16 protein-coding genes are annotated in these 17,107 nt (G+C 65.7%); 7 read left to right on the plus strand and 9 right to left on the minus strand.

Annotation, left to right across the window (positions count from 1 at the left end):
* The 4 genes from ACXJL8_RS11915 to ACXJL8_RS11930 form a co-directional block, all read right to left on the minus strand.
* Window positions 1-594: NAD-dependent epimerase/dehydratase family protein (locus tag ACXJL8_RS11915; protein WP_456685026.1), on the minus strand; the 594-nt coding region annotated here is incomplete at its 3' end.
* An 18-nt stretch (window positions 595-612) separates the two neighbouring features.
* Window positions 613-1,419, minus strand: a complete 807-nt coding sequence (locus ACXJL8_RS11920) for a WecB/TagA/CpsF family glycosyltransferase (protein ID WP_456685027.1) — start codon at window positions 1,417-1,419, stop codon at window positions 613-615.
* Window positions 1,412-3,772, minus strand: coding sequence for an exopolysaccharide transport family protein (locus tag ACXJL8_RS11925; RefSeq protein ID WP_456685028.1), 2,361 nt, complete (start codon window positions 3,770-3,772; stop codon window positions 1,412-1,414). The genes ACXJL8_RS11920 and ACXJL8_RS11925 overlap by 8 nt, the downstream gene beginning before the upstream one ends.
* A 291-nt stretch (window positions 3,773-4,063) precedes the next feature.
* On the minus strand, window positions 4,064-4,855 hold the full coding sequence (locus ACXJL8_RS11930) for a methyltransferase domain-containing protein (protein ID WP_456617475.1): 792 nt from the start codon (window positions 4,853-4,855) through the stop codon (window positions 4,064-4,066).
* 408 nt (window positions 4,856-5,263) lie between these two features.
* Here ACXJL8_RS11930 and ACXJL8_RS11935 point away from each other — a divergent pair, with 408 nt between their 5' ends.
* On the plus strand, window positions 5,264-6,292 hold the full coding sequence (locus ACXJL8_RS11935; RefSeq protein WP_456617476.1) for a glycosyltransferase family 2 protein: 1,029 nt from the start codon (window positions 5,264-5,266) through the stop codon (window positions 6,290-6,292).
* A 15-nt stretch (window positions 6,293-6,307) separates the two neighbouring features.
* Here ACXJL8_RS11935 and ACXJL8_RS11940 read toward each other — a convergent pair whose 3' ends face one another.
* Entirely contained in the window at window positions 6,308-7,276 is a 969-nt protein-coding gene (locus ACXJL8_RS11940; RefSeq protein ID WP_456617565.1) for a glycosyltransferase, read from the minus strand.
* A 247-nt stretch (window positions 7,277-7,523) separates the two neighbouring features.
* On the opposite strand from ACXJL8_RS11940, the gene ACXJL8_RS11945 reads away from it, so the two are divergent.
* The 4 genes from ACXJL8_RS11945 (at window position 7,524) to ACXJL8_RS11960 (ending at window position 12,248) form a co-directional block, all read left to right on the plus strand.
* The gene (locus ACXJL8_RS11945; RefSeq protein WP_456617477.1) at window positions 7,524-8,591 is read left to right on the plus strand and encodes a glycosyltransferase; all 1,068 of its coding nucleotides are present in this window, start codon (window positions 7,524-7,526) and stop codon (window positions 8,589-8,591) included.
* A 41-nt stretch (window positions 8,592-8,632) separates the two neighbouring features.
* On the plus strand, window positions 8,633-9,985 hold the full coding sequence (locus ACXJL8_RS11950) for an O-antigen ligase family protein (RefSeq protein WP_456685029.1): 1,353 nt from the start codon (window positions 8,633-8,635) through the stop codon (window positions 9,983-9,985).
* Between the two features lie 150 nt (window positions 9,986-10,135).
* Complete coding sequence (locus ACXJL8_RS11955; protein ID WP_456685030.1) at window positions 10,136-11,281, plus strand: GNAT family N-acetyltransferase; 1,146 nt, start codon at window positions 10,136-10,138, stop codon at window positions 11,279-11,281.
* Between the two features lie 82 nt (window positions 11,282-11,363).
* Entirely contained in the window at window positions 11,364-12,248 is an 885-nt protein-coding gene (locus tag ACXJL8_RS11960; RefSeq protein WP_456617480.1) for a protein-L-isoaspartate O-methyltransferase family protein, read from the plus strand.
* Between the two features lie 54 nt (window positions 12,249-12,302).
* Here ACXJL8_RS11960 and ACXJL8_RS11965 read toward each other — a convergent pair whose 3' ends face one another.
* Window positions 12,303-12,845, minus strand: coding sequence for an RBBP9/YdeN family alpha/beta hydrolase (locus tag ACXJL8_RS11965; RefSeq protein WP_456617481.1), 543 nt, complete (start codon window positions 12,843-12,845; stop codon window positions 12,303-12,305).
* Between the two features lie 122 nt (window positions 12,846-12,967).
* Between ACXJL8_RS11965 and ACXJL8_RS11970 the strand changes: the two genes are divergently transcribed.
* Complete coding sequence (locus tag ACXJL8_RS11970) at window positions 12,968-13,435, plus strand: Lrp/AsnC family transcriptional regulator (protein WP_456617482.1); 468 nt, start codon at window positions 12,968-12,970, stop codon at window positions 13,433-13,435.
* 295 nt (window positions 13,436-13,730) lie between these two features.
* Here the strand turns inward: ACXJL8_RS11970 and wrbA are convergent, their stop codons facing one another.
* The 3 genes from wrbA to ACXJL8_RS11985 form a co-directional block, all read right to left on the minus strand.
* Window positions 13,731-14,330 (minus strand): NAD(P)H:quinone oxidoreductase, encoded by a 600-nt coding sequence (gene wrbA / locus ACXJL8_RS11975; protein ID WP_456617483.1) that lies wholly within the window; start codon window positions 14,328-14,330, stop codon window positions 13,731-13,733.
* A 147-nt stretch (window positions 14,331-14,477) separates the two neighbouring features.
* Window positions 14,478-15,176, minus strand: coding sequence for a pirin family protein (locus tag ACXJL8_RS11980; RefSeq protein ID WP_456617484.1), 699 nt, complete (start codon window positions 15,174-15,176; stop codon window positions 14,478-14,480).
* A gap of 35 nt (window positions 15,177-15,211) precedes the next feature.
* Window positions 15,212-15,964 carry an SDR family NAD(P)-dependent oxidoreductase gene (locus ACXJL8_RS11985; protein WP_456617485.1) on the minus strand — a complete coding sequence of 251 codons (753 nt, stop codon included), beginning with the start codon at window positions 15,962-15,964 and terminating at the stop codon, window positions 15,212-15,214.
* Between the two features lie 118 nt (window positions 15,965-16,082).
* On the opposite strand from ACXJL8_RS11985, the gene ACXJL8_RS11990 reads away from it, so the two are divergent.
* Window positions 16,083-17,018 carry a LysR family transcriptional regulator gene (locus tag ACXJL8_RS11990; protein WP_456617486.1) on the plus strand — a complete coding sequence of 312 codons (936 nt, stop codon included), beginning with the start codon at window positions 16,083-16,085 and terminating at the stop codon, window positions 17,016-17,018.
* Window positions 17,019-17,107: the final 89 nt, after the last annotated feature.

A 17,107-nucleotide genomic window follows, 5' to 3' on the forward strand; every position in this document is an offset into this window, starting at 1 on the left:
CATCATGGCGCGCGGAATGAGATGGGTCTCGTTGTCACGCAGCTCGCCGATGCCGCCGGCCGGATCGGCGCCGCTGGCGTTGAAATAGCGCAGGCAGAACGCGCCGAAGCCGTAGGCTGCGCGGTAATCCGCGAGCATGCGCTCGATCATCCATTTCGATGCGCCGTAGGGGTTGATCGGCGCGCAGGGAAAATCCTCCGCCAGCTCCCTGGAGTCGGCGTTGCCATAGACGGCGCCGGTCGAAGAGAACACGATACGCTGGCAGCCTGCGTTGCGCATCGCCTGCAGCAGTGACAGCGTGCCCTGGACATTGTTGATGTAGTATTTCTGCGGGTCGGTCATGGACTCGCCAACAAGGCTCGCGGCCGCAAAGTGCATCACCGCCGTGACCTTGTGATCGGCGAAGGCGCGCGCCAGCGCCGCGCCGTCGAGCAGATCGCCTGTCACCAGCGGGCCGGCAACGAAGTTGCGATGACCTGTCGAGAGATTGTCATAAACGACCGGCTGGTAGCCGGCTGCGGCCAGCGCGCGGCAGGCATGCGAGCCGATATAGCCCGCGCCTCCGGTGACGAGGACGCTCGGTCGATCGGTCATGTCGTTACTCGACGTCTCTCAGCGATTGAAAGGCCGGTTGCGGGTGAAGAGGAGATAGAGCGCACGGGGGTTGGTGGTCAAGTAGCGCCAGAACAGGCGGCGCGGCTCGAGCCAGGTGCGCCAGGCCCACTCCAGCCCGATCTTCTGCATCCATTGCGGAGCGCGGGACCGGCTGCCCGACAAGAAGTTGAACAAGCCTCCGGACGTCTTGATGACGCCGACATTGGTGAGGAGCGGCGTGAATTCCTCGACGAATGCCTGCTCGTTGGGGACGCCAAGCGCGACCCAAAGATAATCCGGTGCGAGTGCGTTGATCTCCTCGACTTTCGCGCGCAGGGCGTCGCCGCGGAGATAGCCGTGGCTGCGTCCGATGATCTTGAGGTCGGGATACAGCTGCTGGACATTCTCGACCGCTGCCGCGTTCTCGTCCTCGCTGGCGCCAAGCATGTAGAAGGTGCGGCCGGCAGCTTCCGCCTTGCGCGCGACGACATGGAACAGGTCGGTGGTCGCGACCCGCTCCGGCAGCGGAAACCAGGATTGCAGTTTTGAGGCCGCCACCAGCGGCTGGCCGTCGGCATTGATGAGGTCGGCGGCGCKGAACAGGCGCTCGGTCTGCGGTTCGGTCGAGCAGCGTGCCAGCACCTCGCCATTGGCCGAGGTCAGGAACAGCGGACGGCCGATGCGATGCTCCGGATTGGTCGCCTCGATCATGAAATCGGCGGTCGCTTCCAGGTCGAGCGTGGCCATGCGAAGGCCGCCGACGGTGACCCGCGGCACTTCGGCGGTTGCAGCCCGTCCGTCCAGATTGACGCGGCGCTCAAGCATATTGTCTGCCTCGCTGGCGCGCTTGGGTTGCGGGGGTGAGCTCGTCGAGCACGACGCCGACGAGCTTGCGCTCGGCGGCGCCGAGCGCGGTCAGGATTTCTTCCATGCTGTCGTTGATGTCGAGGCTGGTCGGTAGCACTGCGACCAGCGCATCGGCGCCATCGATCAGCTTGCGGCCGGCGGCCGAGAACGGCATCGCCGGGCCGTCGAGGATCACGAGGTCGTAGCCGCCGGCGGAACGCGCCTGCGCAACCGCCTTGCGGATGGCTTCCGCAGCCTTGCCGGCGTCGCTCTCGGCAGCCGGGAGCACCGAGATGCCGTTGATCGTCTTGATCTCGCGCGCGGCCTTGCTGCCGATCGAGAGCCAGCCGCGCGCGCTTGGCTCGCTCTTGCCTGGACGATTGACCTTGTTCGAGAGCGAATGTGCCAGATGGTCGGCATCGATCATCAGCACGCGGGCGCCGTCGCGTGCGGCGGCGAGCGCGAAGTTCAGCGCGGTCACGCTGCGCCCGGTGGTCTCGCCGGTGCCGAGCAGCGCGACGACAGGCATTGCCTTGCCGCCGGCACGCCGGGCCACGGCTGCGCGCATGTCGCGCCAGGCATTGAGCAGGCTCGTCAGGGGGAAGCCGGGGCGCAGCGTCGGCCAGCCCAGCCGTGTCAGGTCGACGCCGCCGCCGGTGGCGAAAATGGCCCCGAGCGTGTGGATGACGTCGGCCTCCCGGAGACGCGCGATCAGCGGTTTTTCGATCAGGGGCCTTTCGGGTATCGCGGGTTGCAGCGGTGGCGCGGCAAGTTCTGGTGGAGCCTGAGCAACTTCCGGAGATCGCGAAACCTGTTGAGGCCGGGCAATCTCCGGAGGCCGCGACGTTTCTGGAGTCCGGGGAGCCTGCGGCGCCGGTGTGCGTTCACGGCGGGCCGGCGTGGGCGYGCCGGCGAGCAGCAGCTCGGCCGCGACGAACCAGCTTGACGCGGCGATGGCGCCGAAGACGAAGCCGATCATGGCGAACAGGCTCATCGCCGGCGGGAACGAGCGCCGCTGCGGCACGGTCGCCTCGCCGATGACGCGGGCCGCCGAGGTGTTGAGCGTCTCCTGCTCCTCGGTCTCGCGCGAGCGCTTGAGGAAGGATTGATAGACGTCGCGGCTGGCATCGGCCTCGCGCTCGAGCTCGCGCAGGCGCACGGCGGCCTGGCTGAGCTGCACGCTCTGCCGCTTCTGCGCTTCCAGCGCCCGGTTCAGCGAGGCCTCGTAGTCGCGGGCGCGGGTCAGGTCGTTCTTGGCCGACTGGGCGAAGCGATCGATCTCCTCGCTGATGGTGCGCTTGAGATCCTCGACCTGCTTCTCGGTCTGGCGCAGCGCCGGATGGCGCGGGCCAAGCTCGCCGGTCTGCTCCGCGAATTTCTTGCGGGCGTCGGCATATTGCGCGCGCAGATTCGCGATGGTCGGCGATTGCAGGGCCTCGGAATTCGCACCGGCATCCGCCGCCGTGCGCCGGCTCGCCTCGATCTGGTCGAGCCGGGCCTGCGCGTCCATCGTCGCCGCGCGCGCCGCGGAAAGCCGCTGGTTGCTCGCGGAGAGCTGCTGGTCGCTGATCAGCGCGTCCTGGGTGCCGACGAAATTGTTTTGGGCCTTGTAGGTCGCAAGCGCCGTCTCGGCGTTGCGCAGCCGCTCGCGCAGCTCCTTCAGGCGGCCGGACAGGTCGCTGGTGGCGCGCCGTGCGGCCGAAGCCTGCGAGTTGCGCGACTCGGCGAGATAGGCGCTGGTCAGCGTGTTGGCGAGCATCGCCGCCTTGGCCGGATCGGTCGACCAGACCTCGATGTCGACAATGAAGCTCTTATCGGTCTTGCGGATCGTGATGTGCCGGTTCAGCGCGTCGAGGGCCGAGAGCTGTACGTCTTTGATGTCCGCGGCAGAGGGCGCGCGCGGTTGCAGGCCGATCAGGCCCATCAGCGACGACATCAGGCTCCTGGCGTCGCCGCCGCCGAATTCCGGATCCTTGTCGAGATTGGCTTGCTGGATCAGCTGTAACAGCACGCTGTTGGACGTGATCAGGCGCGCCTGGCTCTCGACCACCATGGACATGCCGGAGACGTCCTGCGCGCGCGGCGTGAGCTCGCGATCGACGAGCTGAAGCTCGCGGGGGTCGACATAGAGCTGGGCGGTGGCGGTGTAGCGGGGCGTCAGGCTTTTGCCGATGGTGACCGCAAGCGTTGCGCCAAGCAGGGCGGCCGCCGCAATCGCGATCTTGCGCCGCCAGAGCAGGTTGACGAGCTCCAGTACGTTGAAGCCGGTCGGCGGCCTCTGTTGCGGGGCCTCCGGTCTGCCCCGATCTATCGGCTGGTTATAGTCAAGCATGATCCCCAGCTTCCATTCCAACTGCCGCGGGCTGAGGGGTTACTCTTCGCTCTACGCCACGCACCCGGGATATAGGGGGCCAATCAACGCAACAGGGAAAATTAACCATACCCGTTGAGGGACTATTCACCGAAATGGCAAACAAAGCGTTTAAGCGCATGCCGCTCGGCGCGTCGTTGTGGCGCCTGTGATGTGCCGGTCCCCCAGAGATTAACGGTTCGTTACTGCGCGCGGCAGCGTGGCGGCAAGGCGCCGCATGTCCGGCGATTGGCCGCGCGCGCGTCATGGGCTTCAGCGCCTTCGCAGGATGACGTGATAGTCACCGCGGCGGACGTCGGTGCCGCGTGGAAGCACGGCGTTCATCACCGCGGCACCGGCATCGACGAGGGCGGCGAACAGCGGCTTGCGCTGGCGCATCTCGGGATAGCGCGGGCTCTCGACCTCGCGGCGGTAGATCATGTCGAGGCCATTGGCGGCCGCGAACGCTTCGAGCTTCGACAGCGTCACCAGCGGATGGAAGAAGGTCGGGAACGGCGCCTCGCCCGGCAGGCCGGCGGTCTTGATGCCGCGGATGTTCCGGTAGAACCAGACGTGGAACCAGTGCGGCGAGTATTTGGTGACGACGCCGGACAGCGAGCGCGGATTGGGCGCGCCGATCAGGATCATCCCGCCGCGCTTGAGCGCATCGCGGAAGTTCAACAGCGCGGCTTCGACGTCGGGCAGGTGCTCGATCACGTTGTAGCAGATCACGACATCGAAGGTTTCGGGACCGAAGCGATAGCTCTGCACGTCGCCGAGGATCGCCTCCTGGGCGTAGGTGTTGTTGCGGATCTGGTCCTCGTCGATGTCGACGACGGTGACGTGGCTGCGGCTGAGCACGTCCACGGGCAGGAAGCTGCTGGAGCCGCCGCCGGCCTCGTAGGTGGCGAGCCGGCCTTGCGGCAGCCCACGGCGCAGCACGTCGTGAATGGCGAGCAGGCTGTCACGGGCCTCGCCGGGGACCAGCTCAAGCAGCGCCCGGGTGTGCGCGGGAGCGTGGGTCTCGGTCGCTGTCGCGAAATCGATCGTGGCTGGCTTGTTCATGCTTTTTGACCGCGCTTGTTCGACTCAAATTTACAGGAAAAATCTCACATGCCCGAAGAGCAAATCCGATGCCGCGGCGTCTCACCGGCCACGGTGCTTACGGTCGGGTTAATGCGCACACGCRTTAACTACAGCATCTTCCGTATCGCGCCGTTGCCGGACGATGGACTGCAAATTGCAATATCACGCGCGCATGGTCTCGCTGTGAAAACATACGAAGGCGGTTAAGCGTATGGTGGTAGGTCTGCATTGCCGGGATACCCGTGGCGTGGCGCCGTTTTGCGCGTCGCGCAGGTCGCCCATTTTGGGACGCATCTGTCCCGCGCGGCACTGTGCCGCTGCGGGACGGTGCCGGTGCATGCAATCGGCGCAGGGCTTTTTCAACATATCTCGGGCATCTAGAACGCCATGACGCTGATCCCGACAGACCTGTCCGCCGATCGGATCTCGGACGCCGTGCGCGATCCCAATCGCGAGATCGCGGCGAGTTCGCGCGTCATCGACCTGTCGGTCGGCATCGTCGTCTGTATCCCCTGCTTCCGCCGCCCGCAGCATCTGCGGCTGACGCTGGAGTCGCTCGCCAACCAGCGCACCCCGCGCTCCTTCGCGGTCGTCATGGTCGAGAATGACGCGGTGCATCGCGAGAGCGCGCCGGTTGCCGCGGAATTTCTCGCCGCCGGCAGGCTCCAGGGCATCTGCCTGGTCGAGCAGCGGCAGGGCAACGTCCAGGCGATCAACGCCGCGTTCGACACGGCGCAGGCGCTGTTTCCCGCCGCGACCCGCTTCCTGATGATCGACGACGACGAGATCGCCTCGCCCGACTGGCTCGAGCTGATGGTTCGCACCTCGGAGGCGACCGGCGCGGACGTGGTCGGTGGACCGGTGCTGCCGGTGTTCGACGACGACAGCCAGCCCTGGCTCGCGCGTCACCCTGCCTTCTGTCCCGCCTATGATTACAGCGGCGCGGTGCCGCTGATCTACGGCTGCGGCAACTGCCTGATCACGCGCGCCGCGTTCGAGCGGTTCGACCGTCCAGCCTTCGATCTGCGTTTCAATTTCCTCGGTGGCGGCGATTGCGATTTCTTCGTGCGGTGCCGCGATGCCGGCATGACATTCCACTGGACGGCGGAGGCCGTCATCACCGAGACCGTGCCGCAAAACCGCACCAGCCTCGGCTGGATCGCAAAGCGCGGTCTGCGCATCGGTGCGATCAATTATCGCGTGCAGTACAAGGCCGCGCGGAGTGCGGCGACGCGGGCGCGGGTGTTTGCGCAGATGCTCGGACGGTTGCCGCTGTCGCTGGTTCGCATGGCCGGTCTGTTGACGACGTCGAAGGCGGTCGTCGCGATGCATCCCGTGATGGTCTCACTCGGCGCTGCGCTCGCGGCTTTTGGCGTCGAGCCGAAGCCCTATGAAGCCTCGAAGATCGCGTCCTGACGCCGCGCCGGCTGCCTAGATGCCGAAATAGGCCAGCGCGATCCTGACCGCGGACCGCGGCATCGCCGTGAGCGACCGCCGGCCGACCATGCCGAGATAGCCGAGGGCGTCGCGATATCTGCCGTAGCGGACCGCCTGCGTGGCCGAATAGGTCATGAGATGAATCTCGGCGGCACGGCGCAGCCGGGGCGTTGCGCCCGCGGGCAGTTTGAACAGGATCAGTTCATCGCTGAAGATGCGCGTGACCGCCGGGAAGAAATCCCGCGGCGTCCGCACGGCCGCATTCATCGTGTTGGCCGTGTGCAGTCGATAGTCGAGCAGGATTTCCGGGACGAATGCGAACTCGCCGATCGCGGCAAGGCGACACCAGCAGTACCAGTCTTCGCAATATCTGAGCGACGTATCGAAGCCGCCGGTTGCCCGGAACGAATCGGCATCGACGAGCGTGATGCCGCCATTGACGATGAAGTTGCCGCCAGCGAGCCGCTCCAGCACGTTGCCGGACGGCTTGCGGCGTCCCTTCAGCAGGTCGCGGCGGCCGATCGGCCGGCCCTCGCTGTCGATCGTGTTGTAGTCGCCATAGACCAGAACCGCGCGCGGCGTGGCGCGGGCGGCCCTCAGCAGCGTCGTCACAGCGCCGGGGCGCAGGCGGTCGTCGGCGTCGAGGAAGATCAGCCAGGTGCCACCGGCATGTCGCGCGCCGAGGTTTCGCGCGGCCGATACGCCCGCGGCGTCATTCGTCATCAGGCGCAGCCGCGGATCACGGATGGCGTGGACGATCGCGACGATGTCGTCGCTCGAACCGTCGTCCACCACGATCACCTCGGTGACGTCGCCCTGCGCCAGCGCGGTTGCGATGGTCTCGCCGATATAGGCCGCGGCATTCTTCGCGGGAATCACGACGGAGACCGACGCGTTCGAAATCATCGGCAGCCAGGCGCGCGCGTCCTCCGCCGCGGGCGCGGCGGCCGGCAAAACGAGCATGTCGTCGGCGATGGTCAAGCGGCGGCTCGTCCTTAATGATCTGTTAACCAGGCGGCGCCGCGAAGCGCAGCCTCGGCCGTTGCGGATGATACTCGCATCGCGGTCAATTGATTGCTGCGAAAGCCCGGGCGGCGCCGGTTTCGTAGATTAGTGTTAAGCGGGCGGCGTTAAGTCTGTCGCTGGTTTCGAGAGGTGCGACAGCCGGTCCCATGCGACAAGGCGGACCTGACTGCCGCGGATGGACCCAGTGCCCGCCAAGACATACGACTACGATCCCGACGACATGGTCCTCAACCTCTTCTACGAGGACAAGGACGACCGCTGGTTTCCCGGCGACCGGCATCTGCGGCGCATGGTGCGCCGCATGCTGCTCGGCGAGCCGCGCATGAGCGGTCAGCTTCGCGTCTTTCTCAATCTCTGTGCCGGGCTCGACCGGCTCGGCATCCGCTACCGCGTCAACGACTACGGCTACATCGCGCAGCACCCCGAGGAAGTCGCCTGCATCATCGGCCGCACCTTCCTGCTCGACAAGTTCGCGTGGAAGAACCCGATCCTGCTCGGGGTTGCCGCCCACAATCATCCGCTCGACGATCCCGACCTGTTCAAGCGTCTGCCGGTGAAGAAAGTCGTGGTGCCCGGCCCGTGGTACGCCGACATGTACCGGCCGTATTGGCCCGACACCGAGGCCTGGCCGATCGGCATCGATACCGATCTCTGGGCACCGTCGCCTCCGCGCGACAAGACCGTCGACGTCCTCATCTACGACAAGGTCCACTGGGATCGCGAGCGCTACGTGCCCGAGCTGGTCGAACCGGTCCGCGCGCGGCTCGTCAAGGAAGGCCGTTCGTTCACCGAGCTGCGCTACGGCAGCTACAAGGAAGAAGACTATCAGGCCGCGCTGGCGCGTTCGCGCGCGATGATCTTCCTGTGCCAGAACGAGAGCCAGGGCATTGCCTATCAGCAGGCCCTGTCCTGCGGCGTGCCGGTGCTGGCCTGGGACCCCGGCGGCCCGTGGCGGGACCCCGATTATTTCCCGCACCGCGTCCAGTTCGCGCCGGTGTCGTCGGTGCCCTATTGGGATGCGCGCTGCGGCCTGAAGTTCGCCGACCGCGACGGCTTCGAGACGCGCTGGGCGGAGTTCTGGGCCGGGTGCACCGACAAGACGTTCGATCCGCGCGGCTATGTGCTGGACAATCTCACGCTGGAACAGCGGGCGCTGCAATATTACGAGATCGCGCGGAGCATCGTGCGGCAGCAGGCCGTGTCGCGCGGCTCCGGCGTGCTGGTTGACGGATGGTTAACGGGGATGGGCTAAGACCTGAAGCTTCCCCGGCTTCACCACACCGGCCTTGAGCCATGGATCGCAACGCCGCTGACATGACCGACGTCGAGGCCCGATCGCACGGCCACGCCCTGCGCGGTGCGCTTGCGGGGCTGAATGTCGTGCAGGCGGCGCGCTGTCTCGTCGCGGTGGTGGCGCTGTTGCTGGTCCTGGTCACGCTCGATCCCTTTCCGGACCTGCGCAGCGAGGACGTTGCCAACGTCGTCGGCGGGCGGATGGCGCTGACCTACGTCTCCTTTGGATTGCTGGCTGCTGTTGCGGTGCTGTTTGCCGTCGCCACCGACGCGCCTTCGCTGAAGAGCCTGGTGACCCCGCTGCACCTCTGCTTCATCGGCTGGATGCTGATCAACGTCGTCTTCTCCGAGAGCCGCGAGGTGTCGATCCAGCGGTTCGTGCTGGCGGCCAGCGTGACCTCGCTCGCGGTGCTCCTGCCGTTGCTGCCGCCGACGCAGCGGAGCTTCAATTTGTGCCTCGGCGGCGCGGCCCTCGCGCTGCTGGTGCTGTGCTATCTCGGCGTCGTGCTCGCGCCGCAATATTCGATCCACACCGCGCTCGACATCACCGAGCCGCAGCTCGCCGGCGACTGGCGCGGCAGTTTCGGCCACAAGAACGTGGCCTCGCCCGTGATGACCATCCTGGTCTATGTCGGCATCTATCTTGCCGCCGTCGGCTCGTTCGTGATGGGGCCCGTGATCGCCGTGCTTGCCGGCATCTTCCTGATCTTCACCGGCGGCAAGACGTCGTCGGTGCTGTGTCTGRCCATCTACGCCCTCGCGTCGCTCGTCTATGTCACGCGAAGCCTGTGGCTGAAGCGGATCATCTGTTTCGTGCCGCTGATCGTGATGAACCTGCTGACGATCGGCAGCGCCGCCAGCCCGGCTCTCGGGGCCATCACCCGGATGCTTCCGGTCGATCCCACCTTCACCGGCCGTTCCGACATCTGGGAATTCGCGCTCGCCGCCGTCGCGGAAAAGCCGATCATCGGCCACGGCTACGCGTCGTTCTGGGACGACGTGACCGCGCGGCAGACCGCCAAGGGCGCGGAATGGGCCGTGACCGCGGCGCACAGCCACAACAGCTATCTCGACCTCGCCATCACCATCGGCCTGCCGGGGCTCGCGCTCGTCATCCTCATCTTCGTTCTGGCACCGCTGCGCAATTTTCAGGCCGTCCAGGCTCACAATCACAGCGCGGCGCTGGGCAAGCTGTTCCTGACAGTGTGGCTGTTCGGCCTGTATTACGGGACGACCGAGACCTTCCTGCTCGAACGGCAGAATCCGATCTGGTTCATGTTCGCTCTCGCTGTGGCGGGGCTGCACTTCCTGGCCCGGTTCCAATGCGTCGAGCAGACCGAACCCGATCGCTGACAATTTGTCGCAGCGGCGCGTTTCAGACCGGGACAAAGACACGGCGAGCGGACTGCCGGTTGCGGCTTAACGATAAGCAGCGACGTCACTTGTGATCTGCGACAAAACATAATCTATCTGGAAATATTCAGTAACTGTATGCCCCTGTGAATGACGTTTCTCAGCCTCGAGCAACTAGATGGTCGGGTGTCCAGCACGTCGGGAATCTCGGTCGATTTCTTGCGTGACTGGCAGCAGGCCGCATCGCGCCTGCACGCTGGCCATCGCACCRCATTCCAGCATGGTTACTGGCTCGGCGCCTGGTACGAAGCGTTCCACGGCGTTGCGCCGCTGATCGCCGTGATCTCCGATGTCGCCACCGGCAAGGACATCGCGATGGTGCCGATGATCAGCCGCATGCGGCGCGGCATTCGCGTCGTCGAATTCGCCGATCTCGACATCTCCGACAACAACGCGCCGATCCTGGCGTGCGACGCCCCGCTTGATGCGGCCGATACGCGTGCCATCAGCGCGGCGCTGGTCGATGCGTTGCGCACCTTGCCCGACCGCTTCGATCTGTTGCGCCTGAAGAAGATGCCGGCCGATGTCGGCGGCAAGCCGAACCCGCTGGTGTCGCTCGGCCGTATCGGATCCTGCTCGGTCAACGGCAATCTCGTGCTGATGGGTGACGACTATGCGGATTATCGGGCGTCGCTCCGGCGCCTGCAGCTGCCGCGGTGCTGGCGTGTCTTCACCCGTCTTGGCAGCGCGCGGTTCGAGATCGCCACGGATGTCGAGCGCGCGCGCGAGTTCCTCGATGTGATGGACGTCCAGCAGGAAGAGCGGATGAAACAGCTCGGCTCGCCGTTCGTTCTGAACGACGACGTCCACGCCCGATTCTATCGCGAGGTGGCGCGCCAGGGTGTTGCCGAAGGCTATGCCGTCGTCTCGGCGCTGGTCTGCGACAAGGGCATCGCCGCCACCACGCTCGGCGTCAGATACGGCGCGACCTATTTCCTGCTGCGCATCAGTCATACCGGCAGGACCTGGGCGAACTTCTCTCCCGGGCTGCTCGCGACCGAACGCACCATGGAGGCGCTGCATGCGCAGGGCGTGCGCCGCTTCGATCTCAGCATCGGCAATCAGGATTACAAGCGCCGCCTCGGCGCCGAGCGAACGCCGCTGACCGATGTCAGCGTCGCGCTGTCCTGGCGCGGCATGCCTTACGCATGGCGCGATCATGCCGCGCAGGGGCTGCGGCGCTATCCGAGGCTTGCTGCGTTGGCGGCGCGCGCGATGGGCAAGGACGCGCAATAGAACGCGCAAAGCCCTGGGTTGCCCGGGTCATTCAGCTATCGCAATGGTCGTGATATCGTCGCCTCAAATTCTTGGAGGCGACATGGAAGACCGTTCGGAAAAATATCGCGCGTTTTATGCACAGTTGATCTGCGCCGCGGCCAGGACCACGGATCCCCGTATCGAGCAGGCCTTTCGTGCGGTCAGGCGCGAACCCTTCGCCGGACCCGGGCCRTGGTCGATCTGCCTTGGCGGCCACCCCTACGTCGTGACGCCCGACGATGATCCCGCCTTCATCTATCAGAACACGCTTCTGGCGCTGGACCCGGCACGCGGCATCAACATCGGCATGCCCGGAGCCCATGCCTATTGGCTCAGCGGTTGCAGCGTGCGGGAAGGCGAGAGTGTGATCCAGATCGGCGCGGGCAGCGGCTATTACACCGCCATTCTCGCCCATCTCGTCGGTCCTGGCGGCCGCGTCCATGCCTACGAGATCGACCATCGTCTGGTGGCACTGGCGCGCGAGAATCTAAAGGACGTCGCCCACGTCGAGCTGCATGAGCGGTCGGGCATCGCGGCTGATCTGCCCAGCGTGGACGTGATCTATGTCTGTGCGGGCGCGGCGCAGCCGGCCACGGAATGGCTCGAGGCGTTGCGGCCCGGCGGCCGGCTGGTGTTTCCATTGGCGCCCGAAGGTGTGCACGGCGGCATGTTGATGATCACACGGTCGCAAGAGGGCGCGGTCTGGCCCGCCAAATTCCTGGGCCGGGCCCAGTTCATCGGCTGCGCGGGACTTCAGGATCAGGATGCCGCCCGGCGATTGACCGAGGCGTTCTCGCAGGGATGGGAGCGCGTGCAATCGTTTCGGCGAGCGGGCACGCCCGACGAAACCTGCTGGTTTGCCGGCGATGGATGGTGGCTTTCGACCGCGCCCGCGGCCGTGCCGGCGGTCAATATTGAGGCGCACGCAGACATCTCGCAGACCTAGCGCGGCCGGCGCCGCGCATTACGACCCCGTGCCCCGGCGCTGACAGCTTTCAGCTCATCGCTTCGTGACGCCGTCGCAAAAATCATCGAGCAGCGCGCGGCCCTGCGGCCAATCGCCTAGCCCGCTCGACGCATTGATGTGGCCCAGTGCGCCGACGACATTCAATCCGGACTGCCATTCGCCTGCCCGTCGCCGTACAACGTCGAGCGCGCTGTAGGGATCATCCGTGCTTGCAATGATGAGCGAGGGGAATTGCAGCGGTCTCGTCGGAGCGGGTTTGAACGAGGCGGCCGCAGCGGGAAACAGGGCGCCGTCCGGGTCGGGGACGGACACCAGGAATGCTCCGGCAATCGTCGATCGGGTGCGTGTCGCCCAATGTGCCACCAGCAGGCAGGCCAGGCTGTGCGCGACGAGGATGGGAGGCTGGTCGCACCTCTCGATCGCTCGCTCCAGGGACTGCGTCCAGTCATCAAGCTCCGGCTGATCCCAACTCGCCGGCCGAAATCGCGCGAAGCGCGTATCGGCCACTTCCCAAATCGTCTGCCAGTGGGCGTCTCCGGAGCCCCCGATGCCGGGCAGGGTGATCATTTTGCGCATGCGTGTCTCGTGATATCTGAGGTGACTGCGCAGTGTGATCGATCCGGGTCGTGCATCACATGGCAAGTCATCGGTGGAAGCGATCATCTGCCGATGATCTCAAGGTTGAATGGAGAATTCGCTTGGATCGTTTTGGGAGTGTTGACGGCAAGGACCTCAGGATCTTGGAGGCGCTCCAGGCGAATGCCCGTGTGCCCCTGTCCGAGCTCGGCCGTTCGGTTGGATTGTCGCAGCCCGCCATCTCCGAGCGCGTCAAGCGCCTCGAGGAAGCCGGCATCATCGAAGGCTACGGTGCCAGGATCAATCCGCGCGCGCTTGGGCTTGGCCTGATGGCGCTGGTGCGGCTGCGAACCTCGCACGAGCACATCAAGACCTGCCTGAAGAAGTTCGGCGAGATTCCCCACATCATCGAGGTCCACCGGGTGACGGGCGAGGATTGCTTCGTGCTCAAGGTCCTCGTACCGGCGCCGGAGGATCTGGAGACGATCGTGGACCGAATTGCCGGCTTTGGTGCCGTTACGACGTCGCTCGTGCTGCGTAGCGAGCCGGTGCGTCCGATCGGTCGTGAACTCATCAAGAAGACCGGCTAGCGTACCGCGATCATGCCGTCTCGCGAAGATCTCACGATTTCGTGCACCCGGCGCAATGAAATCGGCCGCGCGAGGCGCGGAACAGGCTGCGGCAGTACCAGCGCCGCGCAAGCGCCTGGGCTGGCCTGCGGATCATCTGCGCAATCAACAAGAGTTCGAAAGCCATTCGTATCGCTTTTGGTCAAATATCCCTGAACACGTAGATGGGGCGGCATTCCCGAAAGAGAATGCCGCCCGCGTCGCATCAGCCATGCGGTCGATCGTCAAGCTTAACCGCACAGCTCAGCCATGCAGCTTAGCCATGTAGTTTCTTGGCGGTCTCCGCGATCTGACGGCCCTGATAGCGCGCCCCGGCAAGCTCGTTGGCGCTGGGCTGGCGGCTGCCGTCGCCGCCGGTGATCGTGGTGGCGCCGTAGGGCGCGCCGCCGGTGACCTCGTCGAGCTTCATCTGGCCGGCGAAGCCGTAATTCATGCCGACCACGACCATGCCGAAATGCAAGAGGTTGGTGATGATCGAGAACAGCGTCGTCTCCTGGCCGCCATGCTGGGTCGCGGTCGCGGTGAAGGCGCCGCCGACCTTGCCGTGCAGCGCGCCCTTCATCCAAAGCCCGCCGGCCTGATCGAGGAAGTTCGCCATCTGCGAGGACATCCGGCCGAAGCGGGTGCCGGTGCCGACGATGATCGCGTCGTAATTGGCGAGGTCCTCGATCTTGGCGATCGGCGCGGCCTGGTCGACCTTGTAGTACGAGGCCTTGGCGACCTCGGGCGGCACCAGCTCCGGCACGCGCTTGATGTCGACGGTGACGCCGGCTTCGCGCGCGCCTTCGGCGACCGCATTCGCCATCGCTTCGATGTGGCCATAGGCGGAATAATAGAGGACGAGAACTTTGGTCATGGTGGTCTCCGTTGTGATCGATGTTGATGTGCTTGTAGGATCGTCATTGCCGGGCCTGACCCGGCAATCCATCGCTCTTCAAGGACTCTTGCGAAGCCGATGGATGCCCGGCTCAAGGCCGGGCATGACGAGTTGGTGTGGGGGGCTTTACGCCGCGTCGACGAGCACGATCTCGGAATCTTCCAGAGCCGTGATCTTCAGTTTCTCCTCGTCGCGGATCGCGGCGCCGTCGCGGGCGTTGACGCGCACGCCGTTGATCTCGACTGCACCTGCTGCAGGCACCAGGTAGAGGTGACGCGACTTTTGCGGCGCGTACTCCGCGGTCTCGCCGGCCTTCAGCGTGGTCGCGAGCACGCGCGCGTCGGCGCGAATTGGCAGTGCGTCCTTGTCGTTCTCGTCGCCGCTCGCGATGGTGACGAGCTTGCCCGAGCGGTCTGCCTTCGGGAACGGCTTCGAGCCCCAGGTCGGCTGGCCGCCGCGCGCTACTGGCTCGATCCAGATCTGGAAGATCCGGGTCTTGCTCGGCTCGAGATTGTACTCGGAATGGCGGATGCCGCTGCCGGCGCTCATCACCTGCACGTCGCCCGCCTCGGTGCGGCCCTCGTTGCCGAGGCTGTCCTGGTGGGTGATCGCGCCCTCGCGCACATAGGTGATGATTTCCATGTTGGCGTGGGGATGGGCGGGAAAGCCGGTGTTCGGCGCGATCTCGTCGTCGTTCCACACCCGCAAGCTGCCATGGCCCATATTTGCGGGGTCATAGTGGCTTGCGAAGGAGAAATGATGCTTGGCCTTGAGCCAGCCGTGGTCGGCGCCGCCGAGCTTCGCGAAAGGTCTGAGTTCGATCATCTGAGTATTCCCTGCTTGAACAGTTGAAGTCCGGATCAGGCGCCGAAACCGCCGTCGACATTGAGCACCGTGCCGGTGACGAAGGAGGCTTCCGGGCTCGCCAGGAAGACGACGCCGGCGGCGACTTCCTCGGGGCGGCCGAAGCGCTGCAGCGCGTGCTGCTTGCGCTGGGTCTCGGCGAACTCGCCGCCGTCCTTCGGATTCATGTCGGTGTCGATCGAGCCCGGCTGCACCACGTTGACGGTGATGCCGCGCGGGCCGAGGTCGCGCGCCGCGCCCTTGGTGTAGCCGACGACAGCCGCCTTGGTGGCGACGTAGTCGGCGAGGCCGGGGAACGAGGCGCGGTCGGCGAGCATCGAGCCGACGGTGACGATGCGGCCGCCTTCGCCCATCAATCGCGAGGCGGCGCGGATCGCCGCGATCACGCCGTGCACGTTGATTGCATCCTGACGCTCCAGCGCTTCGGTATCTGCACTGGCGTCGTCGGTCGCGCCGCCGCTGGCGACGCCGGCATTGTTGACGAGGATGTCGAGATGGCCGAATTCCTTCGCGACGTCATCCACGAGCTTGGTGACGTCCTTGGCCGAGGCCTGGTCGGCCTTGAAGGCGCGCGCCTTGACGCCCCTGGCCTTCAACTCCGTGACGACCGCTTCGGCCTTGTCGGGCGAGGCGACATAGCTGATGGCGACATCCGCGCCCTCATCGGCGAGGGCGCGGGCAGAGGCCGCGCCGATGCCGCGCGAGCCGCCGGTGACGAGGGCAACCTTGCCTGAGAGCTTCTTGGTCATTGGATTTCTCCATTCCCTGAAATTGCGATTGCCCTTGGATATGCCCTCGCCTGTGGTATAGAAATAGAAACTGTTGAAACGCATTGTTTCCTTAAATGGACCTATCGGACCGGCTCCCATGGCAAAACTCCCCGATTTCGAGGCGCTCGCGATTTTCGCAAAAGTCGTGGAATTACGGTCGTTTGCGGCGGCCGCGAGCGAACTCGCGATGTCGAAGGCGACGGTGTCCAAGGCGGTGACCCGGCTGGAGGAGCGGCTGGGCGCGCGGCTGTTCAACCGCACCTCGCGCCGCCTTGCATTGACCGACGCCGGGCACAAGCTGGCCGAACGCGCCACGCGCCTCCTCGCCGACGGCGAGACGGCGGAGAACGAGGCGCTGGCGCAGTCGGTGGCGCCGCGCGGGCTGGTGCGGCTCGCCGTGCCCATGACCTTCGGGGTCAAGGCGGTGGCGCCGCTGTTGCCGGAATTTTTCGAGGCCTATCCGGAAGTCTCGGTCGACCTGCACCTGAGCGATGCGACCATCGACCTGATCGGCGAGGGTTTTGACATGGCGGTGCGGATCGCGCGGTTGCCGGACTCGTCGCTGATCGCGCGGCGGCTCTTCACCATGCCGCGCTTCACGGTGGCGGCGCCGTCGTACCTCAAGCGCCACGGGCGGCCGACGCATCCGATGCATCTAGCCGAGCACAAATGCTTCAGCTACGCCTACCTCACCACGCCCAACATCTGGCACTACACCAATTCCGCCGGCGAGCAGGCCAGCGTTCGTCCGGGGGGACAGCTCCGCGTCAACAATGGCGAAGCGGTGATGCCGGCGCTGATCGCCGGCCTCGGCATCGCCGAGCTTCCCGAATTCATCGTCGGTGAGGCCATCGCCTCCGGCGAGGTCGAAGTGATCCTGAAGGACTGGAAGCAGGCCGAAGGCGCCGTGCACCTGGTGACGCCGCCCGGCGGCCCGCGCCCCGCACGCGTCGAGGCGCTCGGCGATTTTCTCGCGGCGAAACTGCCCGGCACCTGCAAGCGGCGGCCTAAGAAGGGTGCGAAAGTGCCGTGACGTTCCTCGGTGGCACGGCGCGGTTCGCGCCTTTGCCCTCCTACAAGATCTCGCTAGTCTATCCTCCGAACGACTATCGTAGGGTGGGC

The sequence above is a fragment of the Bradyrhizobium sp. P5_C11_2 genome, from assembly GCF_054049755.1.

Bases quoted from the DNA above. Each gene is read 5' to 3' on its own strand.
- ACXJL8_RS11930 (WP_456617475.1), bottom strand. From the start codon at position 4,855: ATGAACAAGCCAGCCACGATCGATTTCGCGACAGCGACCGAGACCCAC.
- ACXJL8_RS11990 (WP_456617486.1), top strand. From the start codon at position 16,083: ATGGCAAAACTCCCCGATTTCGAGGCGCTCGCGATTTTCGCAAAAGTC.
- ACXJL8_RS11965 (WP_456617481.1), bottom strand. From the start codon at position 12,845: ATGCGCAAAATGATCACCCTGCCCGGCATCGGGGGCTCCGGAGACGCC.
- ACXJL8_RS11985 (WP_456617485.1), bottom strand. From the start codon at position 15,964: ATGACCAAGAAGCTCTCAGGCAAGGTTGCCCTCGTCACCGGCGGCTCG.
- wrbA (WP_456617483.1), bottom strand. From the start codon at position 14,330: ATGACCAAAGTTCTCGTCCTCTATTATTCCGCCTATGGCCACATCGAA.
- ACXJL8_RS11940 (WP_456617565.1), bottom strand. From the start codon at position 7,276: ATGCTCGTTTTGCCGGCCGCCGCGCCCGCGGCGGAGGACGCGCGCGCC.
- ACXJL8_RS11980 (WP_456617484.1), bottom strand. From the start codon at position 15,176: ATGATCGAACTCAGACCTTTCGCGAAGCTCGGCGGCGCCGACCACGGC.
- ACXJL8_RS11935 (WP_456617476.1), top strand. From the start codon at position 5,264: ATGACGCTGATCCCGACAGACCTGTCCGCCGATCGGATCTCGGACGCC.